Source organism: Pelomonas sp. SE-A7, assembly GCF_030345705.1.
GTDB lineage: Bacteria > Pseudomonadota > Gammaproteobacteria > Burkholderiales > Burkholderiaceae_C > JAUASW01.
This window is the reverse complement of record NZ_JAUASW010000003.1, coordinates 348,491-370,446: the sequence shown is the minus strand read 5'-3', so window position 1 is coordinate 370,446 and position 21,956 is coordinate 348,491. Positions and strand designations below refer to the sequence as shown.

General features: G+C 63.2%; 23 protein-coding genes. 21 read left to right on the top strand and 2 right to left on the bottom strand.

The features are described from left to right. Positions 1–69: 69 nt before the first annotated feature. The 11 genes from QT382_RS19655 to QT382_RS19605 all read left to right on the top strand — a co-directional run bounded on the left by QT382_RS19655 (position 70) and on the right by QT382_RS19605 (position 7,783). Positions 70–492 (top strand): hypothetical protein, encoded by a 423-nt coding sequence (locus QT382_RS19655; RefSeq protein WP_289255822.1) that lies wholly within the window; start codon positions 70–72, stop codon positions 490–492. Positions 493–609: 117 nt separating this feature from the next. After that, a complete protein-coding gene (locus QT382_RS19650) occupies positions 610–972 on the top strand; it encodes a hypothetical protein (protein ID WP_289255821.1) in 363 nt (120 codons plus the stop codon). A 9-nt stretch (positions 973–981) separates the two neighbouring features. Next, positions 982–2,400, top strand: a complete 1,419-nt coding sequence (locus QT382_RS19645) for a TolC family protein (protein WP_289255820.1) — start codon at positions 982–984, stop codon at positions 2,398–2,400. Positions 2,401–2,417: 17 nt separating this feature from the next. After that, positions 2,418–3,830 carry a copper oxidase gene (locus QT382_RS19640; RefSeq protein ID WP_289255819.1) on the top strand — a complete coding sequence of 471 codons (1,413 nt, stop codon included), beginning with the start codon at positions 2,418–2,420 and terminating at the stop codon, positions 3,828–3,830. 37 nt (positions 3,831–3,867) lie between these two features. Then, positions 3,868–4,422, top strand: a complete 555-nt coding sequence (locus QT382_RS19635; RefSeq protein WP_289255818.1) for a cupredoxin domain-containing protein — start codon at positions 3,868–3,870, stop codon at positions 4,420–4,422. Next, positions 4,403–4,903: a DUF411 domain-containing protein gene (locus tag QT382_RS19630; protein ID WP_289255817.1), complete on the top strand. Its 501-nt coding sequence runs from the start codon at positions 4,403–4,405 to the stop codon at positions 4,901–4,903. The genes QT382_RS19635 and QT382_RS19630 overlap by 20 nt, the downstream gene beginning before the upstream one ends. Before the next feature lie 10 nt (positions 4,904–4,913). Next, positions 4,914–5,267, top strand: coding sequence for a copper-binding protein (locus QT382_RS19625; protein ID WP_289255816.1), 354 nt, complete (start codon positions 4,914–4,916; stop codon positions 5,265–5,267). Positions 5,268–5,460: 193 nt separating this feature from the next. After that, complete coding sequence (locus tag QT382_RS19620) at positions 5,461–6,141, top strand: hypothetical protein (protein WP_289255815.1); 681 nt, start codon at positions 5,461–5,463, stop codon at positions 6,139–6,141. Between the two features lie 127 nt (positions 6,142–6,268). Further along, positions 6,269–6,511 carry a DUF2933 domain-containing protein gene (locus QT382_RS19615; protein WP_289255814.1) on the top strand — a complete coding sequence of 81 codons (243 nt, stop codon included), beginning with the start codon at positions 6,269–6,271 and terminating at the stop codon, positions 6,509–6,511. Continuing rightward, the gene (locus tag QT382_RS19610; RefSeq protein WP_289255813.1) at positions 6,508–7,158 is read left to right on the top strand and encodes a methyltransferase family protein; all 651 of its coding nucleotides are present in this window, start codon (positions 6,508–6,510) and stop codon (positions 7,156–7,158) included. The genes QT382_RS19615 and QT382_RS19610 overlap by 4 nt, the downstream gene beginning before the upstream one ends. A 49-nt stretch (positions 7,159–7,207) precedes the next feature. Further along, the gene (locus tag QT382_RS19605) at positions 7,208–7,783 is read left to right on the top strand and encodes a hypothetical protein (protein WP_289255812.1); all 576 of its coding nucleotides are present in this window, start codon (positions 7,208–7,210) and stop codon (positions 7,781–7,783) included. A gap of 46 nt (positions 7,784–7,829) precedes the next feature. Here the strand turns inward: QT382_RS19605 and QT382_RS19600 are convergent, their stop codons facing one another. Next, a complete protein-coding gene (locus QT382_RS19600; RefSeq protein ID WP_289255811.1) occupies positions 7,830–8,117 on the bottom strand; it encodes a hypothetical protein in 288 nt (95 codons plus the stop codon). Between the two features lie 253 nt (positions 8,118–8,370). Between QT382_RS19600 and QT382_RS19595 the strand changes: the two genes are divergently transcribed. The 10 genes from QT382_RS19595 (at position 8,371) to QT382_RS19550 (ending at position 21,029) form a co-directional block, all read left to right on the top strand. Then, entirely contained in the window at positions 8,371–10,746 is a 2,376-nt protein-coding gene (locus QT382_RS19595) for a copper-transporting P-type ATPase (protein WP_289255810.1), read from the top strand. Positions 10,747–10,751: 5 nt separating this feature from the next. After that, positions 10,752–11,276 (top strand): SRPBCC family protein, encoded by a 525-nt coding sequence (locus tag QT382_RS19590; RefSeq protein ID WP_289255809.1) that lies wholly within the window; start codon positions 10,752–10,754, stop codon positions 11,274–11,276. A 10-nt stretch (positions 11,277–11,286) separates the two neighbouring features. Next, positions 11,287–11,535 (top strand): DUF2789 domain-containing protein, encoded by a 249-nt coding sequence (locus QT382_RS19585; RefSeq protein ID WP_289255808.1) that lies wholly within the window; start codon positions 11,287–11,289, stop codon positions 11,533–11,535. 62 nt (positions 11,536–11,597) lie between these two features. After that, complete coding sequence (locus QT382_RS19580) at positions 11,598–12,005, top strand: hypothetical protein (RefSeq protein ID WP_289255807.1); 408 nt, start codon at positions 11,598–11,600, stop codon at positions 12,003–12,005. Positions 12,006–12,028: 23 nt separating this feature from the next. Then, positions 12,029–13,336 carry a TolC family protein gene (locus tag QT382_RS19575; protein WP_289255806.1) on the top strand — a complete coding sequence of 436 codons (1,308 nt, stop codon included), beginning with the start codon at positions 12,029–12,031 and terminating at the stop codon, positions 13,334–13,336. 3 nt (positions 13,337–13,339) lie between these two features. Continuing rightward, the gene (locus QT382_RS19570) at positions 13,340–14,824 is read left to right on the top strand and encodes an efflux RND transporter periplasmic adaptor subunit (RefSeq protein ID WP_289255805.1); all 1,485 of its coding nucleotides are present in this window, start codon (positions 13,340–13,342) and stop codon (positions 14,822–14,824) included. Continuing rightward, positions 14,821–18,036, top strand: a complete 3,216-nt coding sequence (locus QT382_RS19565; protein WP_289255804.1) for an efflux RND transporter permease subunit — start codon at positions 14,821–14,823, stop codon at positions 18,034–18,036. The genes QT382_RS19570 and QT382_RS19565 overlap by 4 nt, the downstream gene beginning before the upstream one ends. Before the next feature lie 434 nt (positions 18,037–18,470). Next, the gene (locus tag QT382_RS19560) at positions 18,471–19,901 is read left to right on the top strand and encodes an SNIPE associated domain-containing protein (protein ID WP_289256079.1); all 1,431 of its coding nucleotides are present in this window, start codon (positions 18,471–18,473) and stop codon (positions 19,899–19,901) included. A gap of 91 nt (positions 19,902–19,992) precedes the next feature. Continuing rightward, a complete protein-coding gene (locus QT382_RS19555; protein WP_289255803.1) occupies positions 19,993–20,379 on the top strand; it encodes a metallophosphoesterase family protein in 387 nt (128 codons plus the stop codon). Then, positions 20,376–21,029 carry an HAD domain-containing protein gene (locus tag QT382_RS19550; RefSeq protein WP_289255802.1) on the top strand — a complete coding sequence of 218 codons (654 nt, stop codon included), beginning with the start codon at positions 20,376–20,378 and terminating at the stop codon, positions 21,027–21,029. The genes QT382_RS19555 and QT382_RS19550 overlap by 4 nt, the downstream gene beginning before the upstream one ends. A 56-nt stretch (positions 21,030–21,085) precedes the next feature. Here the strand turns inward: QT382_RS19550 and QT382_RS19545 are convergent, their stop codons facing one another. Beyond that, positions 21,086–21,838 (bottom strand): hypothetical protein, encoded by a 753-nt coding sequence (locus QT382_RS19545; protein ID WP_289255801.1) that lies wholly within the window; start codon positions 21,836–21,838, stop codon positions 21,086–21,088. Positions 21,839–21,956: the final 118 nt, after the last annotated feature.

Genomic DNA, 21,956 nt, shown 5'->3' with positions numbered 1-21,956 from the left:
GCGCATACCGACACGCGGATCAAGCCCGGAGCCTGCACACATAGCGCCTTCGTCCCGTACACTTTGACCATGAGCAAGTTTTGGCGGATCGCGTTGGCATGGCTGCTGGCCGTGGCGCTACCCATTCAGGGGTACGCCGCCCAGACCATGCTCCTGTGCGGCCCCGCCAATCATCAAAGCAGCGTGTTGGAAGAGCACGCGGGGCACGACCATGACCATGCCAGCATGGCCCATGACGACGCCACGGCTCATGCCAAGGCGGATATGGGTTCGCCAAGCAGTGATGCCGACAAGGCGTCGCCCGCCAAGGCAAAGCATGCCGGCAAATGCAGCCTGTGCTCCTCTTGCTGCAATGCCGCGGCAATCATGACCTCGGTCGTGAGTTTTGCCGTCTCGGCCCCTGATCTGCCCGAAGTCCCCACCATCAAAGTCTCCCGCGACCGCGTCATGGTGGGTGGGCTCGACCGACCTCCCCGACTCACTCGCATCTGAACGGGCTTTGCGGCGCGTCACGCGCCGCAGCTTGCCCCATTCCCTGAGCCTGCCTCGGTAGCGTCGCCTTGACGCAGCAAGCCGGTGGCAGCACATCAGCTCACTTGCGAGAAAACCATGAAATCCATCGTCTTTGGCGTGGCGCTATGTCTGGCGACCACGACCATGTGGCTGGCGCCTCGCGCGTCGGCCCAGACGGCGCCGCCCGAAACACGGCGCGCTGATCCCCTGAATCCCAAGGCCCAGATCCCGCCCCTGGTCTACCGATCGACTTTCAAAGACTACCGACCGAACGCCGAAGTCGAAGTGGGCGCGTGGAAGGACGCCAACCAGGCCGTGCATCAGGCCGGCGGGTGGCGAGCCTATGCCAAGGAAGCCAAACAGGCCGATGCACCCGCTGTGCCGCTACCGGCAGCTTCGGCAGCTTCGACACCATCCAAGCCGCCAACCGACAAACCCGGCGGCCATGCGCATCACTGAGGGGCCGAAATGACCACTTCCCGAAACACGGCAATACGCTTTGCGCTACTGGCTGCACCGTTGCTCCTGGCCGGTTGTGCCAGCCTCAGCGGCAACGGCGGCATGACACCCATCCAGGATGCCGCGAAGAACCATCTCGGCGCAACGCTCCTGGCCGCCTCGACGGACCAGGACCTGGACGGCATCGACCAGCGAGTCGCCGAGTTGCTCACCAAGCCGCTGACGGCCGATTCAGCGGTGCAGATTGCGCTGCTGAACAACCGCGGGCTGCAAGCCAGCTTCCAGGAACTTGGCATCGCCGAGGCCGAGATGGTGCAGGCCAGCCGCATGCCCAATCCCGGCTTCAGCATCGCCAAGCTGAAGCGAGGCGATGAGCGCGAGATCGAGCGGGGCTTCTCCTTTGACCTCGGCCATCTCGTGGCGCTGCCGCTGGCCCGCCAGGTCGAGAGCCGTCGCTTTGCCGCTGTCCAGCGCAGCGTGGCGATGGAAATGCTGTCGCTCGCCGCGGAGACCCGCAAGGCCTTCTATGCGGCCGTGGCTGCCGAGCAAACCGCCAGCTACATGCGCGACGTCCGAGCGACGGCCGATGCCGGCGCCGAGCTGGCCAGGCGTCTGGCACAGGCCGGCAACTGGACAAAGCTGCAGCAGGCCCGCGAACATGGCTTCTTCTCCGAGGCCGTGTTGAACGCAGCCCGTGCCGAGTCGGCCCGGGTTTCGGCCCGTGAGCGTCTGACCCGGTTGATGGGGCTTTGGGGATCGCAAAGCGCGTTCGCCCTGCCAGCTCGCCTGCCCGACCTTCCGGCCGATCCGCAGGACCGCCCCGACATCGAGCAGGTCGCAATGACCACGCGTCTCGACGTGCAGGGCGCCAAGGCGATGGTGGAAGCAACGGCCAAGAACCTTGGCCTTTCCAAGGTGACGCGCTTCATCAACGTGCTGGAACTGGGCTACCAGCGCAACAGCTCGAACGAGGCGCCGCGCCAGACCGGTTACGAGATCGGCATCGAGATCCCGCTGTTCGACTGGGGTGATGCTCGCATCGCCAAGGCCGAAGCGGTCTACATGCAGAGCGCACACCGCGCTGCGAAGACGGCGGTCGAGGCCAGGTCCGAGGTGCGCGAGGCCTATCAGGGCTATCGCTCGGCCTACGACGTGGCCAAGCATTTCCGCGACGACGTCGTGCCCACGGCCAAGCGCATTTCCGACGAGAACGTGCTGCTCTACAACGGCATGTTCATCAGCGTGTTCGAACTGCTGGCCGACGCTCGAGCCCAGATTGCCAGCGTCAACGGATCGATTGAGGCGCTGCGCGACTTCTGGGTCGCCCAGTCGGACCTCGACATGGCCCTTGTCGGCAAGCCCAGCCTGGGCGGCGCAGGCCCCTCGGCCTCCGTGGCCGGCACCGGCGGCGGCGCTGCAGCCCACTGAATCAGGAGTCATCCACGATGTTTTCAAGACGCAATTTCTTCCGCGGCGCCGGAGCGCTGACCGCGGCTGTGTCGGCCAGCGCCGTCAGTCGCGTGGCGATGGCAGCCTTGCCCGAGCCCGTGCTGCAGACCAAGCCGGACACCATGGCCCCGTTGGTGCCCAATACCGGACGCCCGTACAACCCGGTCGTGACGCTGAACGGCTGGACCTTGCCATGGCGCATGAACCAGGGCGTCAAGGAGTTCCACCTGGTCGCCGAGCCGGTCGTGCGCGAGCTGGCACCCGGCATGAAGGCCCATCTGTGGGGCTACAACGGTCAGTCGCCGGGACCGACGATCGAGGTGGTCGAAGGCGACCGCGTACGCATCTTCGTCACCAACCGCCTGCCCGAACACACCAGCATCCACTGGCATGGCCAGCGCCTGCCCAACGGCATGGACGGCGTGTCGGGCCTGACGCAGAAGTCCATCCAGCCGGGCCAGACCTATGTCTACGAATTCGTCGCGCGCCGGCCCGGTACCTTCATGTACCACCCGCATGCCGACGAGATGACGCAGATGGCGATGGGCATGATGGGCTTCTGGGTGACGCACCCCAAGGTCAAGAACCCGCAGATCGACGAGGTCGACCGCGATTTCTGCTTCCTGCTGAATGCGTTCGACATCGATCCCGGCGCTGCCACGCCCAAGATCATGACGATGACGGACTTCAACCTGTGGTGCTGGAACAGCCGCGTCTTCCCGGGCATCGACACGCTGAACGTCCGCAAGAACGACAAGGTGCGCATCCGCATCGGCAACCTGACCATGACCAATCACCCGATCCACGTGCATGGCCACGAGTTCACGGTGACCGGCACCGACGGCGGGCCGACGCCGAAGGCCGGCCGTTGGCCGGAGGTGACGACCGACATCGCCGTTGGCCAGATGCGTCAGATCGAGTTCCTCGCCGACGAGGAAGGCGACTGGGCCTTCCATTGCCACAAGAGCCATCACACGATGAATGCGATGGGGCACAACGTGCCGACCATGATCGGCGTCGACCACCGTCAGGTGGCCAAGCAGATCACGAAGCTGGTGCCCGACTACATGGTGATGGGCGAGCGCGGCATGGCCGACATGGGCGAGATGACGATGCCCTTGCCCGACAACACCTTGCCGATGATGACCGGCGAGGGGCCGTTCGGCGGCGTCGAGATGGGCGGCATGTTCTCGATCCTGAAGGTCCGCAAGGACCAGAAGCGCGGCGACTACAGCGACCCGGGCTGGTATCAGCACCCCAAGGGCGAGGTTGCCTTCCCCTGGACCGGTGCTCTGCCGGAGCCTGCACGCTTCGCCGCCGAAGGCGGCCAGTCCATGCCCAGGCTGCAGCGCAAGGACGCCACGGCCGAAGTCAACGTTCGCAAGCCGAGCGGGCATTCGGGGCATTGAGCCCAGCTCGCCAAATTCAACCGAACAAGGAAGTTACATGAAGATCAGTATCAAGCGAGTCGCGGCCCAAGCCGCCATCACGATGCTCCTGGGCGCAAGCACCATCGCCTGTGCCCATGGCAATGAGGACCATGCCAAGAAGGCCGGCCCGGTCAAGAAAGAGCAGAAGGCCTGGGGCATTGCCGCCGAGGCCAAGGACGCCGGCCGCACCATCGAAATCTCGATGAGCGATGTGATGCGCTTCTCACCCGATCTCATCGAGGTCAAGCAAGGCGAGACCGTCAAATTCGTGATCCGCAACGACGGCAAGATGCTGCACGAGTTCGTGCTCGGGACGAAGAAGGAGCTCGACGAGCATGCGGCGCTGATGCTCAAGTTCCCCGGTATGGAGCACGACGAGCCCTACATGTCCCATGTGCCGGCAGGCAAGGCGGGTGAAATCACCTGGACCTTCAACCGAGCCGGCCAGTTCGACTTCGCCTGCCTGATCGCTGGCCACTACCAGGCCGGCATGGTCGGCAAGGTCAAGGTCGCCGCGGCCAAGCCGACGAAGGACGGCAAGGATGATGGCCATGCCGACCACAAGCACTGAGCCTCTGCTCCGTATTCAACGCCGTCAGTTCATCGCTGGCGGCGCGGCCTGGCTGCTGCTTGGATCGGCCAGCGCCAAGACTTCGCCGCCGACCAAGTCAGCCGTGGCGATTCAGGTCTGGAAAGGGCCCAGCTGCAGCTGCTGCAAGGACTGGATCAAGCACCTGGAGGCCCATGGCTTCCAGGTGCAGGTGAGTGACGTCGGCAACACCGATGCGCGCGAGCGCATGGGCGTCGACATCAAGTACGGCTCTTGCCACACGGCCTTGGTCGGCGGGTACGCGATCGAAGGCCATGTTCCAGCGAAGGACATCAGGCGCCTGCTGCAGGAGCGGCCGCAGGCCGTCGGCTTGGCGGTGCCCGCCATGCCGATTGGCTCACCGGGCATGGATGGGCCGGCCTACGGCTCGCGCAAGGATCCCTATGACGTGCTGCTGCTGAACAAGGATGGCAGTGCGCGTGTTTTTCAAACCTACCGTTGAAGGAGAACCCATGAAGATCGTCAAGAACATTGCTCAGGCCACCCTGGTGGCGGCCCTCTCGACCCTGGCCCTGTCCGCAAGCGCGCAAGCCATGGATCACAGCAAGATGCATGGCGCTGGCGCGTCGGCCCCGGCTACGGAAATGACCGATGGCGAAATCAAGAAGGTCGACAAGGACAACAAGAAGCTGACCATCAAGCATGGCGACATCAAGAACCTCGACATGCCCGGCATGACCATGGTGTTCCAGGTGAAGGATCCGGCCATGGTCGATCGCGTCAAGGTCGGCGACAAGGTTCGCTTTGTGGTCGAGAAGTCTGCCTCCGGCTTTGTGGTGACCGAACTGGTGCAGGCAGGCAAGTAATCGGCGCAAGACGCATGCTCGGTCCTCAAGACCAAGCATGCGTCTCTCTCAAGCTCGACGCGACCGCAGCAGCCGGAAACAAGCTAGACGGTTCCAGTCGATCAGGGCTACTGCTGGATGTGGACGAACAAAACCGACAAGCCCGTCGACCTCAGCCTTATGCTTCAGAGGTAGATCACGAGGAGCAGCGAGCATGGGATTCATCCTGACCCAGGGACAGCGCAGATTGGCGCTCACTGCTCATGTCGCCACCTCGGTGAGCTTGCTCGGCGCCGTGGCCAGCTTTCTTGTGCTGGCCGTCGCCGGATTGCAGGCACATGAACCGCAGCTGATGCGCGCTGCCTATGTCGGGATGGACCTGCTCGCGCGACTTGCCATCCTGCCGCTGGCACTGGCAGCCTTGCTCACGGGGGCTCTCATGGCGTGGGGAACTCCATGGGGCTTCTTCCGGCACTACTGGGTCATTGCAAAGCTGCTGCTCACCGCATTCGCGATGGCCGTCTTGCTGGCCAAGATGCCGCTTGCCGCAACCGCCGCCGCTCTGGCCAACGAGCCGGTCCTGCGTCTCGGTGCGCTGCATGAAGCCGGCGCCCAGCTCGATTTCCATTCAATCAGTGGCCTATTGGTCTTGCTGGTTCCGACCATCCTCTCCATCTACAAGCCGCGCGGCATGACCGACCATGGCCGACGCACACAGGGCAGTGCTGATCGGCCTGCCGTGCAAACGGTGAACGACAACAGCCGAGCTGAGGCGGAGCATCCAGTCGTCACGATCAGGTTGAATCGCGCCCAGATGATCGGAATAGTGGGGGCGATCTTCGTCCTGCACCTTGTCATCCTGCACGCGATCGGTGTGGGGCATTTCGGCCACTGACAGCCTCTGCGGATAAGCAACGCGAATGTTCACCAGGGGTGACGAGCGACCACTCGTCTTGTTGACTCGGATCAATTCGAAAGCTGCGCACTTGCCGCATTCTTTCCTTGCTGATTCGGAGTTCGACATGGACCACGACCATCGACCCGCGCCGTTCTGGCGTTCGCGCTTTGGCATGGGCTGGCTCGTGCTGGCGGCTATTGCTGGCTGGTTTCTCTGGGAGGAGCACCGTGCCCACCTCCTTGGCGTCCTGCCCTACCTGTTCCTGCTGGCCTGCCCGTTGATGCATGTCTTCATGCACCGGGGCCATCACCATGGCGGAGGACATCACCACCACGCCGAGGAACGCGACGAAGGGAGGCAGCCATGACGCACGACGCGCCAGCCTACGGGCTCTGGTCGCTGGTCATCCTGAACTCGGCCGTCTTCCTGATGTTCGCGTTCAGCTTTTTCAAGCCGCAGACGGCGCGTGACTGGCGCAGTTTCAGCGCCTTTGCGGCGTTCATCGTTGCGCTCTTCGTCGAGATGTACGGCTTCCCGCTGACGATCTATCTGCTGTCCGGCTGGCTGCAGACACGATTTCCCAGCCTTGACCTGCTTTCCCACAACTCGGGCCACCTCTGGTCGACGCTGCTCGGCGAGAAGGGCGACCCGCACTTCGGCGTGCCGCACATTGCCAGCTACATCCTCCTGGGCGGTGGCTTCTGGCTGCTTTCTAGCGCCTGGCATGTGCTGTATCACGCTCAGCGTCGCCACAGCCTGGCCATCGTCGGGCCCTATGCGCGCATCCGGCATCCTCAGTACGTGGCCTTCGTCCTGATCTTGCTCGGCTTCCTGGCGCAGTGGCCGACACTGCTCACCTTGCTGATGTTCCCGATCCTGATGGTGATGTACGGCCGCCTGGCCATCACCGAAGAGCGCGAGATGGAGCAGCAGTTCGGCGACGCGTATCGGCGCTATGCGGCCCGCACGCCGCGGTTCATTCCAGCGCTGGGCGCAAAGCCCGCCGAGACCTGAGCGAAGTGCCGGATCCCGTAGCAGGCTAAGTCCCTCTCAAGGAATGGCCATGCTGCGCCGCGCATTGGAATCAGGTCTGTTGCGTTCGATTCTCGACCGCGCGGACACCCAGACACTTCCTGTCGTCGTTGGCGGCATCGCCGCTATCTCGACCTTGTCGATGTCAGTGCCGTTCGCAAGCTTACTGATGGCATCCGTCTTGATAGCGCCAAGGCGCTGGCGCTCGATTGCGCTATTCGCCAGCCTCGGCGCGGCGTTGGGTGGGGGGCTGCTGGCCTTTCATCACCTGGGCTGGGAGCGATTGCTCGCGGCCTATCCCGATGTCGTGCGCTCATCCGCATGGAGCGATGCGACCCGATGGTTGGGTGCCTATGGCGTAGTGGCTCTGTTCGCCATTGCCAGCACGCCACTGCCATTGACGCCTGCGCTGATGTTCGCGGGTATCTCTCGACTGCCCATCGTCGAGGTGCTGCTGGCGCTGTGGCTCGGAAAGCTCTTCAAGTACCTGCTGTATGCCTGGCTGGCTTCACGGTTTCCGGAGCGTGCGCTGCGAACCGAGTGGCGACATGTCGAAGCCCTGCGTGCCACGCTCGCACGAAGCATGAAGGCGCCCGCCGGTCCTTGACGACCGGCGGGCGGTCTCAGTCCGCGGCATTGCCGCAGCTGTCTCGTCATTGGTTCTTGTGGACCTTCGCGTGGTCATGCAATGGCTTGGCCTTCGCCTTGGCCGGCGCAGACGCGGCCGATGCCGCCGAAGGCGCACAAGGAGCGGCCGCCGCACTGGGCATGCCTCGTTCGGCGCCATGGTCGTGACGCTTCATCTTCCCTCCAGCGCAATCCATGGGCATCGAGGCTGCGGGGGCCGCCGAGGCGGCAGCAGCCGGGCGGTCCTGGGCCACTGCAGCGGCGGATACGAGCATGAAGGTGGCAAGGGAGGCAATGGTGGAAAAGGCGCGCATGTCGCTACTCCTGAACGTTGTCATTTCGATGGGTCGGCGACCGACTCACGGTGCAGGATAGGAACAGGCTTTGGCGGTCGCGTTGATCGACATCAACTCTGGGCCAGTGCGTTCTTGGATCTGCGGCGGCTTGCCCCGGATACTGATCGGCAGCCCCGTGCGGAAGAAGATTCTCTTGACCTTGCCATCGTGTCAAGGTCGACAGTCGAGGTCGTATCAGCCGTCCATGGATTGCACCAATACAGGGAAAAGCATGAAGCACGAGCACGACCAGCCCGCGAACCCGACTACTTACATTTGCCCCATGCATCCCGAGGTGCGGCAGGAGCAGTCTGGGCGATGCCCGAAATGCGGCATGACCTTGGTGCCCGCAGCAATGGCCCAGTCGCACGCCCATTCAGCGCACGAGCATCATCACGATCACGGGCACCATCACTCGCATGACACGGCCCCACAGCCTCCGGTACAGCATGTTGATCGGGTCGACACGCCGACGCCGCCAGCCGGCGCCAAGCTCAGAGCACTGCCGCTTGATTCGACGATCTACACCTGCCCCATGCATCCGGAGGTGCGGCAGGACCATCCAGGGACTTGTCCGAAATGCGGCATGACGCTGGAGCCGTTGCTACCCGAACTGGATGAGGAGACGAACCCGGAGTTGGTCGACTTCCAGCGGCGCTTCTGGTGGACGCTGCCGCTGACCATGGTCGTCACGCTGCTGGCCATGGTCGGTCATCGGCTTCAATGGTTCGAAATGGCAACGCAGAGCTGGATCGAGCTGGTGTTGACCCTGCCGGTGGCGCTGTGGGCGGGGTGGCCGTTCTTCCAGCGAGGGCTGCAGTCCGTGTTGAACCGCAGCCCGAACATGTGGACCTTGATCGGCATGGGCACGGGCGCGGCCTTTGTCTACAGCGTCGTCGCCACCGTCGCGCCGCAACTGTTCCCGGCCTCGTTCCAGGCGATGGGCCGCGTGGCGGTGTACTTCGAGGCTGCAGCGGTCATCATCTCGCTGACGCTGCTGGGCCAGATCCTGGAGTTGAAGGCACGCTCGCAGACCTCGGCGGCCATCAAGTCGCTGCTGGGCCTGGCGCCCAAGACCGCGCGCCGGATCGACGAGCATGGCGTGGAGAGCGACGTTCCACTGACCCACGTGCATGTAGGCGATCTGCTGCGCGTTCGGCCGGGTGAGAAGGTTCCGGTGGATGGCGTTGTCGTCGAAGGACGCAGCGCAGTGGACGAGGCCATGCTGACCGGCGAACCCGTCCCCGTCGTCAAGGAGCCGGGCGACAAACTGATCGGCGCCACGCTCAACACCAACGGTGCACTGGTCATGCGCTCGGAGCGGGTGGGCTCAGCGACGATGCTGGCGCAGATCGTCCAAATGGTGGCGCAGGCACAGCGCTCGCGGGCACCGATGCAACGCATGGCCGATCAGGTTGCCGGCTACTTCGTCGTCGCCGTTGTGGGCATTGCCTTGCTGACGCTGCTGGCCTGGGGTCTGTTCGGACCCGAGCCGCGCTGGGTCTACGGCCTCGTCAATGCCGTCGCCGTCCTCATCATTGCCTGCCCCTGTGCATTGGGCCTGGCCACGCCGATGTCCATTATGGTGGCCACGGGCCGAGGCGCGACCAGCGGCGTGCTGTTCCGCGACGCCGCAGCGATCGAGAACCTGCGCAAGGTGAATGCGCTGATCGTCGACAAGACGGGGACGCTCACCGAAGGGCGTCCGGTGTTTGATCGGGTGCTGCCGGCGCCCGGCGTCGACGGCGATGAGGTGCTGCGCCTTGCCGCCAGCCTGGATCAGGGCAGCGAGCACCCGCTCGCTGAGGCCATCGTGAAGGCAGCCCGCGAGCGAGGCCTCACGCTCGGAAAGCCCGAGGGCTTCGAGTCGAGCACCGGCATCGGCGTGCGGGGCTCGGTCGGCGGCCAGCGCCTCGCGCTCGGCAACACGGCGCTGATGCAACAGGATGGCGTCGCAGTCGGCGCGCTGCTGCCGCAAGCTGAGTCCCTGCGAACCGAAGGTGCCAGCGTGATGTACCTGGCGGCAGATGGCCAACTTCTTGGCTTGCTGGCCGTCGCTGACCCAGTCAAAGCCAGCACGCCCGAGGCGCTGTCCGCATTGCGGGACGCAGGCATCCGCATCGTGATGGCCACGGGTGACGGATTGACGACGGCCAAGGCGGTTGGCGCTCGCCTCGGGATCGACGAGGTCCACGGGGAAGTCAAGCCAGCGGACAAGCTGGAACTCGTATCGCGCCTGCAATCCGAAGGGCGCGTTGTGGCGATGGCCGGCGACGGCATCAACGACGCACCGGCACTGGCCAAGGCCGACGTTGGCATCGCGATGGGCACGGGCACCGACGTCGCGATGAACAGCGCCCAAGTCACCCTCGTGAAGGGTGATCTTCGCGGCATCTCGACGGCGTGTGCGCTGTCGGAGGCCACGGTCGGCAACATGAAGCAGAACCTGATGTTTGCCTTCGTCTACAACGCCCTGGGCATTCCCATCGCCGCCGGGCTGCTTTACCCGTTCACGGGATGGCTCTTGTCGCCAATGATTGCCGCGTTGGCCATGAGCCTCAGCTCGGCGTCGGTCATCACCAATGCGCTGCGCCTGCGCCGTGGATGACGGCCATGCCTGATGACAAGCATTACCGGGCAGAGCGGGTGCTGACAGCGACGCCCGAAGTGGTGTTCGCGTTCCTGGACGACCCCGCCCGCTTGGTGGGGCATATGGCGAAGCGCTCGTTGATGATGGCCGGCGGAAGGATGTCCTTGGCACTGGATGCAGCGGGTGGCCAATCGATTGGCAGTGTCATCAACTTGCGTGGCAACATGCTCGGCCTCTCGCTGGCAGTCGATGAGCAGGTGGTCGATCGGCAAGTGCCGTTACGAAAGACGTGGCAGACGATTCGGACCCCGAAGCTGATTCTGCTGGCCGGCTATCGGATGGGGTTCGAGCTGCGTGATGAGCAGGGAAGCACGCGCACCTTGATCTGGATCGACTATTCGCTGCCAATAGTCGGCGCGCCAGCCTTGCTCGGTCGCTGGTTCGGCCAGGCCTACGCGCGCTGGTGCGTGGACCACATGCTGCAAGATGCCGTGGATCGATTCGGCGAACGACCGGACGTCTCGGGCAGTCGGGCGACACAGAGCTAGAGGAAGCACGATGGACAAACCATTTCACAAGTTCTCGGAGTTGTTCAAGCAATTGGGGCTCCCCACCGACGAGGCAGGCATTGCCGCCTTTCTTCAGAACCATGCGCCGTTGGCGGCTCACATCCCGTTGGCCGAGGCCCCGTTCTGGAATCCATCGCAGGCTAGCCTGTTGAAGGACGAGCTTCTCGAAGATGCCGATTGGGCCGAGGTGGTCGACCAACTCAATGCGGCGCTGCGAAAGCCAAATTCGAGGGGATAGTCTTGGGCCGGGTTCTGACTTAGGACAAACAGTCTGCTGCGCTAGGGCTTATGCTTGATGCCATGCCCTTCACCAAGCGCCTACGTCGCTGGATCGCATCCAGCGTGATGATGGCCATGCTGTTCATGCAGCTGGCCACGGCGGCCTACGCGTGCCCGCAACTGGTGAAGGATGTCCAGCAATCAGCCATGGCCGCTGATATGCCGGGATGCGAGGGCATGTCCGGTCAGATGGACCAGGATCAACCACAGCTCTGCAAGGCCCATTGCGTCAAGGACGTGCAGGGCACGGGCGCGGCTGCTGTGCCTGACTTGCAGCCCAATCCCGCCGCGTTGACCTTGCTGGTTGGTGTGGTTGAGCCGGTGCCCCTGGCCTTGCCCAGGTCGCTTGCCACAGGCCCGGCTGGCACTCTTGATCGCCCGACGGGCGCGCCGCCGCTTTACATCTCCCTGCTGATTCTCAGGAATTGAGCTGAACGACAGTCGCCGCGCAATTGACGCGGCTGACCTTCGTTCAAGTCTTGATTTCGAGGATCAACATGCCTATTCCATCGTCCGACCACGCCCCGCGCCTGGTCGCCAAGCGCATCCGCCAGGCGCTGTTGCTGTCGGGAGCCTTCTTTGCCTTCCCGGCCTTTGCCCTGAGCTACACCGAGGCTCTCAGCCTCGCCGAGCGCCAGAACCCCGCTTTGCGGGCTCAGCAAGCCAACGTCGATGGCGCTGTGGCGCTTCAAGTTGCAGCCGGTTCACTGCCAGATCCCCGCCTGTCCGTAGGCATCGAGAACCTGCCGACCAGCGGCATGGATCGCTGGAGCCCGACGCGCGATTTCATGACCATGCAGCGCATCGGGCTGATGCAGGAAGTGCCGAACAGCGCCAAGAGGGTGGCGCAAGCGGATGTAGCCGAGGCTCGGGCGGCACGCGAGCGCGCCATGCTCGTCGTCCAGCGCTTGCAAGTGCGTCAGGCCCTGGGACTGGCATGGGTTGGCGCGCGGAGCGTTGAGCAACGTCGTGCGCTCCTCAAAGACTTGGTCGCGGAGAACCAGCGACTCCAACAGACGTTGCCATCCCGCATCGCCGGTGGCGCCGCTGGAGCGGCCGAGCTCCTGATGGCCCGCCAGGAGGCGCTGTCCCTGGCCGATCGGTTGGACGACTTGCAGCGAGATGCCGACAAGGCCAGGTCCGCGCTCCGCCGCCTGATCGGCCCACAGGCCGATGAGCCATTGGACGGTGACGTGACACTGCCCCAGATGGAGCCCGACGAGCTGCGTGCCAAGCTGCACCAGCACGCCGAGTTGGCTCCTTATCCGGCCATGCAAGCCATGACGCGAGCCGAGCTACGTGAAGCGCAGGCCGAGTCGCGTGGCGACTGGGCATGGGAGGTGGCCTACAGCCGCCGCGGCCGGCAATGGGGCGACATGGTCTCGTTCCAACTCAGCTTCGACCTGCCGTGGCAAAAGGACCGACGCCAGCAGCCGGCCATTGCAGCCAAGCAGCGCGAGGCCGCACGGGTGGAGTCCGAGCGCGAGGAAGCCGAGCGTCGGCACCGCCAGGAGCTTGATGAGCAGCTTGCAGAACTGCAGTCGCTGGGCAATCAGATCGCCCGGATGCAGTCGGAAGGCCTGACGTTGGGGCGGGAGCGGCTGACCTTGGCCATGAGTAGCTACCAGTCCGGCAAGTCCGACCTGGGGGCCGTGCTTGCCGCCCGCGGCCAACTTCTGGAGTTGCGCCTGCGCCTGATCGACCTGCAATCGCAGCAGACGCTGCTGCGCGTACGACTGAACTCGCTCGCCGAGGAGTAAGCGATGAACACCAAGAAATTCTCATGGGCTCTTTGCCTGGTAGTTCTCGGCGCCGGACTGGGTTGGGCTGCTTCGCGGTGGTCCCACACGCCGTCAGCTCAGCCTCAAGCATCTGTCTCTGCCGACCGCAAGGTCCTGTACTGGTACGACCCCATGGCACCAGCTCAGAGGTTCGACAAGCCCGGCAAGTCACCGTACATGGACATGCAACTGCAGCCCAAATACGCCGACGAGGCAGATGCAGCGGGAATCGGGGTCAGCGTCGCAAGCGGGACAGTGCAGGCCTTGGGCGTTCGGACCGCCAAGGTGGAACGACGCGAGATCGCAGCCCGTGTCGATGCATTGGGCACGGTGCAGCTGAACGAGCGCGAGGTCAGCATTGTCCAGGCGCGCAGCGGCGGCTTTGTCGAGAAGGTCTATGCCCGCGCGCCGGGCGACGTGATCGCGGTTGGCGCACCGCTGGTCGAGTTGCTGCTTCCCGAATGGGTGGCTGCCCAGCGCGAGTACCTGTCGGTTCGTTCGCTGGGTGACGCAACACTCACCGAGGCCACCCGTCAGCGCTTGCTGCTGCTCGGAATGCCGGAGGCCGTTGTGACAGCGGTGGAGCGCAGCGGCCAGGTTCAAGCTCGGCACACCATCATGGCGCCGCAGGGTGGCCTGATTGCCGAACTGATGGTCAGGCAAGGCATGACGGTGTCGGCGGGCATGAGCCTGGCGCGCATCAACGGCCTGAGCTCGATGTGGTTCGAGGTGGCGGTGCCGGAAGCTCAATCCGGTGTGATCGCCGTCGGCCAGACCGTCGAGCTGCGCCTGGCCGCCTTCGGCGGTCAGGTGTTCAAGGCGCGCGTGGCAGCGGTCCTGCCCGAGGCGAGCGGCGAGACCCGAACTTTGAAGCTGCGGCTCGAGCTGCCCAATCCTGGGCTGCGTCTGAAGGCGGGCATGTCCGCGCTGGCCAGTCTGCACGGGCCCAAGCGCCCCGAGCTGTTGGTCCCCAGCGAGGCCGTGATTCGCACGGGCCGACGCGCCATCGCCTATGTGGTTGATGCCCCCGGGCGCTTCCGCCCTGTCGAGGTGCAATTGGGCCGCGAACTGGACGATGCCCTGGTCGTCCTCGGAGGCCTTGAAGCTGGGCAGGAGGTGGTCGCCTCGGCTCAGTTCCTCATCGATTCCGAGGCCAGCCTGCGAGGCGTTGTGCCCAAGCCGGCCGAGCCTGCGGCGTCCAATGCACAGGAGCACCAGGGGCACGCGGTCGCCTATACCGGCAGGGGCCGGATCACCGAAATGACTGCGGGCGAATTGACCTTGTCCCACGACGCCATTCCCGCCTTGCAATGGCCGGCCATGACGATGGGGTTCAAGCTGGGGCAACCCGGGCTGAGTGCCGGCTTGAAGCCAGGCCAGGCCATCCAGTTCAGCTTCACCAAGCGTGGCGACGACTACGTGATCGTTGCTATCCAGCCGGGTGCAGTGTCTGGAGGTCGGCCATGATCGCGCGGCTCATCCGCTGGTCCGTCGGCAACCGCTTTCTGGTGCTGCTGACGACCCTGGCGCTGCTCGCCTGGGGCATCTGGGCAGTGCGGAGCACGCCCATCGACGCCTTGCCCGACCTGTCGGATGTCCAGGTCATCATCCGCACGAGCTATCCCGGGCAGGCGCCACAGATCGTCGAGAACCAGGTCACCTACCCCTTGGCGACGACCATGCTCTCGGTGCCCGGCGCGAAGACGGTGCGGGGCTTCTCGTTCTTCGGTGACTCGTTCGTCTACGTGCTGTTCGAGGACGGCACCGATCTGTACTGGGCCCGCTCGCGCGTGCTGGAGTACCTGAATCAGGTGCAAGGGCGCTTGCCAGCTTCCGCCCGTTCGGCGTTGGGGCCTGACGCCACGGGTGTGGGCTGGATCTTCCAGTACGCTTTGGTGGATCGCAGCGGCAAGACGGACCTGGCTCAACTGAGATCGCTGCAGGACTGGTTCCTGAAATTCGAACTGAAGAGCCTCCCCAACGTGGCGGAGGTGGCCAGCGTTGGCGGCATGGTCAAGCAGTACCAGGTGGTGTTGGATCCGACCAAGCTGGCGGCATTCGGAGTCACCCAGGTCCAGGTGCGCGACGCCCTGATGGCAGCCAATCAGGAGGCCGGCGGTTCGGTGCTCGAGCTTGCGGGCGCCGAGTACATGGTGCGCGCCAGCGGCTACCTGAAATCGCTGGCCGATTTCCGCGCCATCCCGCTGACCGCCCGCGGCGGCGTTGCGGTACGGGTCGGCGACGTGGCCACCGTTCAGGTCGGTCCCGAGATGCGACGCGGCATTGCCGAGCTGGACGGGGAAGGTGAAGTGGCCGGCGGCGTGGTGATCCTGCGCTCAGGCAAGAACGCCCAGGAGACCATCGCAGCGGTCAAGAAGAAGCTGGTCGAGTTGCAGGCGAGCCTGCCGAAGGGCGTCGAGATCGTGACCACGTACGACCGCAGCGCGCTGATCGAGCGCGCAGTGGACAACCTGACGCACAAGCTCGGCGAGGAATTCATCGTCGTCGCCCTGGTCTGTGTCGTGTTCCTGTGGCATCTGCGCTCGGCGCTGGTGGCCATCATCTCGCTGCCACTGGGCGTTCTCGCGGCCTTCATCGTGATGCGATACCAGGGCATCAATGCCAACATGATGTCGCTCGGCGGCATTGCCATCGCCATCGGCGCGATGGTGGATGCGGCGGTCGTGATGATCGAGAACGCCCACAAGAAGCTGGAGGCTTGGCAGCATGCTCATCCCGACCAGCAACTGGTGGGTACGGAGCGGTGGCGGGTCATCACCGAGGCTGCAGTAGAAGTCGGACCCGCGCTGTTCTTCTCGCTGCTGGTCATTACGCTGTCCTTCATCCCCGTCTTCACGCTTGAGGCGCAAGAGGGGCGCCTGTTCGGGCCCTTGGCCTTCACCAAGACCTATGCGATGGCGGCGGCAGCCGGCTTGTCCATCACGCTGATCCCGGTGTTGATGGGCTACTGGATACGCGGCCGCATCCCCGACGAACAGAAGAATCCGATCACGCGCGCACTGATTGCCGTCTACCGACCGGCGCTGGAATGGGTACTGCGCTGGCCCAAGGCAACCTTGGGCATTGCCCTGGCGGTGCTGGCAACGACGGCCTGGCCGCTCATGCATCTCGGCGGCGAGTTTCTGCCCAACATTGATGAGGGCGACTTGCTCTACATGCCGTCGGCACTGCCGGGGCTTTCGGCCCAGCGCGCCACCGAACTTCTGCAACTCAGCAACCGGATGATTAGGACGGTGCCCGAAGTCGAACGGGTGTTTGGCAAGGCCGGCCGCGCCGAGACTGCGACCGATCCGGCGCCGCTGGAGATGTTCGAGACCACGGTCAAGCTAAAAGCCCGTGAGCAGTGGCGTCCTGGAATGACGCCAGAGAAACTCGTCGACGAACTGGACCGCGCGGTGAAGATTCCCGGTCTGGCCAACATATGGATTCCGCCGATCCGCAATCGCGTGGACATGCTGGCGACCGGGGTCAAGAGCCCCATCGGCGTCAAGGTGTCGGGCTCAGATTTGCTGGAGATCGATCGCATGGCCACTGCTATCGAGCAGGTCGCCAAGACCGTGCCTGGAGTGTCTTCGGCCCTGGCGGAGCGGTTGACTGGTGGGCGATACGTCGACGTTCGCATCGATCGCGTGGCGGCAGGCCGCTACGGCCTCAACGTAGCCGATGTGCAAGCCATCGTCGCAGGCGCGATCGGCGGCGAGAACATCGGCGAGACCGTGGAGGGCTTGGCGCGCTACCCGATCAGCCTGCGCTATCCGCGAGAGTGGCGGGACTCGCCCGAGCGGCTGGTCCAACTGCCCATCCTGACGCCAATGGGCCAGCAGATCACGCTTGGAACGGTGGCTGAGGTGGCCTTGACGAATGGCCCGCCGATGTTGAAGAGCGAGAACGCCCGGCCCTCGGGCTGGGTCTATGTCGATGTACGCGGGCGAGACTTGGCGGCGGTCGCCCATGACCTGCGCGCGGCCGTCACCAAGTCGGTTCGATTGGAGCCAGGCGCCAGCGTTGCGTACTCAGGCCAGTTCGAATACCTGGAACGAGCCAATGCCCGCCTGAAGGTGGTCGTGCCTGCCACCTTGCTCATCATCTTCGTGCTCCTGTACCTGACCTTCAAGCGACTGGACGAAGCGGTACTCATCATGGCGACCTTGCCGTTCGCGCTGACGGGCGGCATCTGGTTCATCTACCTGATGGGGATGAACCTGTCGATCGCCACCGGTGTCGGCTTCATCGCGCTAGCCGGGGTCTCGGCGGAGTTTGGTGTGGTGATGCTGATCTACCTGCGGCACGCTCTGGAAGCGCGGGTCGAAATTGGCAAGACGCCAACGCGCGAATTGCTGCTCGACGCGATCCGCGAAGGCGCGGTGCTGCGCGTGCGACCGAAGGCAATGACCGTGGCCGTGATCCTCGCCGGCCTGGTGCCCATCGTGTGGGGCAGCGGGACCGGCATCGAGGTGATGAGCCGGATTGCGGCGCCGATGCTGGGCGGCATGGTCAGCGCGCCATTGCTGTCGCTGTTCTTGATTCCGGCGGCCTTTTTGCTTAGGCGCGGTCCGAGCGAGCAAGCAAAGCTCCGCGAGCTTCAACGCGACTTGCAGGAGGGGCCTCCGAGTTTGCAGGTTTCGACGCCAGCTTCCTGTACGAAAGCGGACACATAGCCTATCGCGCAGGATGTCCGCAACCAGCCTTGACCAGCCCTTACCAAGGCGGCCGCAGTTCAACATCGAATACAACCGGCCGCAACCATCAAATTGAAGGGCCGAAGTTTTGAAGGAACCGGACATTCGCTAGGAGTACGCGGACCACTGGCCCTCCATCTGGAATTGGCACTCCCGGCCGTTAGCGGAATTGCATAGCGAGCCGCGCAGTCCATCGAACTGGAACTTCAGCGAGGTTCGGTCTATTCCCTGGCTCGTCGTCGGACGACCCATCGCCTATGACACGGAGCATGCGAAACAGTGAGAATCCGCAATGGACAGGCGGCAGTGCGCGTACCTGTGCCGCCAGCGATAGCCCATCCGTGGCGGCCTTTGGGAGCAGCCACAGTTGCTCAGACAGGTGATGGAACAGAAGGGAGACATGTGTGGCGCTGATGGATTACCTAAAGGGCCCGGAGCACGCGGCCAAGGCACTGCGCCTTGAGGCAGACCTGCAAGCGGCCAAGCATCGAGCACGGCAGGAGTACAGCACCCTTCAGACCCAGTTCGACGAACTGCAGGCCAAGGCCAAAGAAATCGGTCTTCTAAGTCTGTTGGAGGTGCAGGAACGCATCAGGGGCGAGGAGTCGCGTCTGGCCGGTATTTGCACCGAGGTTGAAGCCGCCCAGGCGGAGCTGGCCAAGGCACAGGAAGGGCTCGCACAGTTGCGCAAGCAGATCCTTGTCGCGGAGGACACGATTGAACTAGAAGAGTTTGCTCTCTACAACCCGAAATACCAGTTCACGAACAGCCTTGAATACAAGGCGCGGCTCGAAGAGATCCGAGAAGACCAGAAGGCAACTGCAAGAGGACTGAGTGCATCAGTCGACGCATGGGATGCGCCTGGCGTCACCTTGACCAAGGCTGAGTGGAAGCAACTCCGCAAGGATGTACTCAAGCTCGCCCTTAGGTCCTTTAACAGCGAGAGTGAATACTGCATCGACAACGTCAAGTTCAACAACGTCGAACGGATGGACGAGCGCATCCGGCGTTCATTTGAAGCTTGCAACAAGCTCTTGCGGAGGACCGACGCATGGTGGAAGGACATCGTCCTGGAGCGCAAGCTAGAAGAGCTGCGCCTTTCCCACGAGTACCAGGTCAAGCGGCAAGAGGAGAAGGATGCAGCGCGTCAGGCTCGCGAGGATCAGCGTGAGCAGGAGAAGCTGGAGCGTGAGATTCGGGAGGCCAGGGCGAAGATCGAGAAGGAGCGACGTCATTTCACTGGTGCGCTTCAGAAGCTCCTGGTGCGAATGCAGGCTTCGGCCGATGAGAAGGAGCGTGCTGAGATTCAGGCCCGCATCGATGAGCTGTCCAGCCAGAACAGCAAGCTGGATGAAGAGGAGCGGCTGCTCGACTACCGCGAGCAGAATGCTCGCGCAGGCTATGTCTACGTCATCTCCAACATCGGCGCGTTCGGTGACGGCGTCTTCAAGATTGGCATGACCCGACGGCTTGAGCCGATGGACCGAGTCGACGAACTTGGTGACGCCTCGGTGCCCTTCCGATTCGACGTGCATGCTCTGGTGTTTTCAGACAACGCACCGCAGCTTGAGGCTAAGCTCCATGCGCACTTCGCAGCAGGCCGCATCAATAAGGTCAACGGGCGCAAGGAATTCTTCCGCGCGGACCTAGCGGAGATCGAGGCTGTCATCCGGGCGAACTATGACGCGGTGGTTGAGGTGGTCCACACCGCGCCGGCGGAACAGTACCGAGAGAGCATTCGCATGGCAATGCCGCTGCAGGCAATCCAGGTGGCCGAGTGCGCTGCGGCGAATGGTCGGCTTACCATCCCTGATGAGGAGAATGGCGCGCCAGCGGCCCCTTGATGCGCGTAAAACAGGTCACCCACCCAAAGGGTGGGCGTGGCGCGTCAGAGAGCAGGCGATGTACACAGGGGCGCTACCTTCATTGCCCTTCATGAGCCTCTATTCAAGCTCCGATGCAGGCGCGCCTCTAGAGCCCGCCTCCACACTGGCCGATCACCAATCTTCACGATCCTGGCTGGAATCAGAACTCGCAAAGTCCTGGCCAGGAACCACGGTCGTCATCACCCATCACGCGCCCCATCCGCTTTCCATCCATCACAGGTTTGCTGGGAGCAAGATCAATGGCGGGTTCTATAGCGATCTAAAGCCGCTGCTTCGACAGACAGACTTGTGGTTGCATGGCCATGTCCACGACAGCTTCGACTACCGCGTGGCCGGGTGCCGCGTTGTGGCCAACCCGGCCGGATATCAAGGAGGCAGCGGGCATCTGGAGAACTCGAAGTTCGATCCACAGTTCCTGATTGAGGTTCTATCGTGATTGCGTTTCTAGATTTCGACGGCGTCTTGCATCCCGTTCGATCGACCGTCGACCAGCTCTTCTGTCGACTTCACCTGTTTCAGGACTGGCTCCGCAATCGACCAAGTGTGGATGTCGTGATCTCAAGTTCTTGGCGAGAGTGCCATCCGCTAGATGAACTCCGCTCCTTCTTCGATGGTGATCTGCAATCTAGAGTACTTGGCGCGACGCCTCAGATCAAGCGGGATGAATGGGCGCAGTGGGACGGAGAGCCAATGCCAACGCGCTTTGAGCGACAGCGTGAAATCCTCCAATGGTTGAATCGCAACGAAGGGCCGTGCAGCTCATGGGTTGCTCTGGACGATCAGGCATGGCTGTTTCCACCGCATGAACCACGACTTGTGCGTTGCGACGGTTCAATCGGCCTCACGAGCTCCAATCTCGATGACGCCGATCGGATACTGGGGTGGTCGGCGACCGATCCAGTTGCATATGAACTGGAGGCTGCGGCCAAGGACATTTTCGAGAGCGCAGATGAGGCTCGCGCATGGCTGCAACGGACGCATCCCATGCTTGGGAGCCGCACGCCAATTCAGGCTGCAGCCTCGCCTGGCGGGCTCAAACGAGTCCAGAGCATTTTGCAAGCCATCAAACATGGCGGCAGCCTTTAGCGTGTCCGCGCGATTGGCTGTCGCGGCCAAGTGCCTTCCAGCAATTGCGGGTGGGTCTAAGTTGCTGAATGTGCCGCGAAGCGTTCAACAGGGGTCGGGTCGTACAGCATGAGACCAGGATAGCCAGGGATTTGACTCCTCACATGCGATACCAAGTCGTAGGGAAGGCTAAAGAACCGGCGAATCCATTGGAGTTGCGTTTGCAGCGGAACTCTGTCCAGCCGGGATCCCTCAAGCGTCTTCTTCCCGTTCATCTCGAGCTCGATCTTGTAGTGCACAAAGGAATTTCTCTGCCGCGTAAGGTGCTGAAGCGTTTGATAGAGAGTCGCCCCCTTTGCTAACGAATAGGGTGGGTGAAATGCCTTCGGACCAGCGACCCACTTCTCCTTGATGTCAGCGCGCTCTATCAGAGCGAAAAGATCAACCGCATCTGACGTTGCCAATCCGATGGCAAGGATGGTATTGATGGACGCCTCAGCCAGCGCATGCGCTAGGAATGCGACAGTGACGTACTCCGACATTACCCGATCATTAAATCGAAAGTATGTCTGAAGGGCTGGATCGGCGTTCGCTCGAATCTGACCATCGATGATTTCCAGAAGAGGTTCATCCGGCGAATCTGGATTCAGCCGTTTGAGCCGAGCCAACTCAGCAACTCGATGATCGGCGAAGTCACCCGTAGTCCTTGGGACAAAGTTTGTCACCTCTTGCTCTAGAGCGACGAATGGCTCCCAGCGAGCCCTGAGTGCGTAGTCGATGTATGTGTAGTCGGCCGAGTGGGAAAACGACAGTCCTGCTTGGTGTTCCATGGGCAAAAGTTGGGTGATCTTTGGACTCCCCAATGCTGTCATGGCTAGCCGGTGTTATGCACCCAAGGTCGCGGCTACAACGCAGCAAGAGAGAGGCTGCTGAGCACAGTCCCGGGAA

What these genes read in the sequence shown, in the direction of transcription:
- QT382_RS19615 (WP_289255814.1), top strand. Translation starts at nt 6,269, where the DNA reads ATGGACCACGACCATCGACCCGCGCCGTTCTGGCGTTCGCGCTTTGGC.
- QT382_RS19595 (WP_289255810.1), top strand. Translation starts at nt 8,371, where the DNA reads ATGAAGCACGAGCACGACCAGCCCGCGAACCCGACTACTTACATTTGC.
- QT382_RS19555 (WP_289255803.1), top strand. Translation starts at nt 19,993, where the DNA reads ATGAGCCTCTATTCAAGCTCCGATGCAGGCGCGCCTCTAGAGCCCGCC.
- QT382_RS19570 (WP_289255805.1), top strand. Translation starts at nt 13,340, where the DNA reads ATGAACACCAAGAAATTCTCATGGGCTCTTTGCCTGGTAGTTCTCGGC.
- QT382_RS19620 (WP_289255815.1), top strand. Translation starts at nt 5,461, where the DNA reads ATGGGATTCATCCTGACCCAGGGACAGCGCAGATTGGCGCTCACTGCT.
- QT382_RS19560 (WP_289256079.1), top strand. Translation starts at nt 18,471, where the DNA reads ATGGATTACCTAAAGGGCCCGGAGCACGCGGCCAAGGCACTGCGCCTT.
- QT382_RS19645 (WP_289255820.1), top strand. Translation starts at nt 982, where the DNA reads ATGACCACTTCCCGAAACACGGCAATACGCTTTGCGCTACTGGCTGCA.
- QT382_RS19545 (WP_289255801.1), bottom strand. Translation starts at nt 21,838, where the DNA reads ATGGAACACCAAGCAGGACTGTCGTTTTCCCACTCGGCCGACTACACA.
- QT382_RS19605 (WP_289255812.1), top strand. Translation starts at nt 7,208, where the DNA reads ATGCTGCGCCGCGCATTGGAATCAGGTCTGTTGCGTTCGATTCTCGAC.
- QT382_RS19630 (WP_289255817.1), top strand. Translation starts at nt 4,403, where the DNA reads ATGCCGACCACAAGCACTGAGCCTCTGCTCCGTATTCAACGCCGTCAG.
- QT382_RS19635 (WP_289255818.1), top strand. Translation starts at nt 3,868, where the DNA reads ATGAAGATCAGTATCAAGCGAGTCGCGGCCCAAGCCGCCATCACGATG.
- QT382_RS19585 (WP_289255808.1), top strand. Translation starts at nt 11,287, where the DNA reads ATGGACAAACCATTTCACAAGTTCTCGGAGTTGTTCAAGCAATTGGGG.
- QT382_RS19580 (WP_289255807.1), top strand. Translation starts at nt 11,598, where the DNA reads ATGCCCTTCACCAAGCGCCTACGTCGCTGGATCGCATCCAGCGTGATG.
- QT382_RS19650 (WP_289255821.1), top strand. Translation starts at nt 610, where the DNA reads ATGAAATCCATCGTCTTTGGCGTGGCGCTATGTCTGGCGACCACGACC.
- QT382_RS19655 (WP_289255822.1), top strand. Translation starts at nt 70, where the DNA reads ATGAGCAAGTTTTGGCGGATCGCGTTGGCATGGCTGCTGGCCGTGGCG.
- QT382_RS19600 (WP_289255811.1), bottom strand. Translation starts at nt 8,117, where the DNA reads ATGCGCGCCTTTTCCACCATTGCCTCCCTTGCCACCTTCATGCTCGTA.
- QT382_RS19610 (WP_289255813.1), top strand. Translation starts at nt 6,508, where the DNA reads ATGACGCACGACGCGCCAGCCTACGGGCTCTGGTCGCTGGTCATCCTG.
- QT382_RS19590 (WP_289255809.1), top strand. Translation starts at nt 10,752, where the DNA reads ATGCCTGATGACAAGCATTACCGGGCAGAGCGGGTGCTGACAGCGACG.
- QT382_RS19625 (WP_289255816.1), top strand. Translation starts at nt 4,914, where the DNA reads ATGAAGATCGTCAAGAACATTGCTCAGGCCACCCTGGTGGCGGCCCTC.
- QT382_RS19640 (WP_289255819.1), top strand. Translation starts at nt 2,418, where the DNA reads ATGTTTTCAAGACGCAATTTCTTCCGCGGCGCCGGAGCGCTGACCGCG.
- QT382_RS19565 (WP_289255804.1), top strand. Translation starts at nt 14,821, where the DNA reads ATGATCGCGCGGCTCATCCGCTGGTCCGTCGGCAACCGCTTTCTGGTG.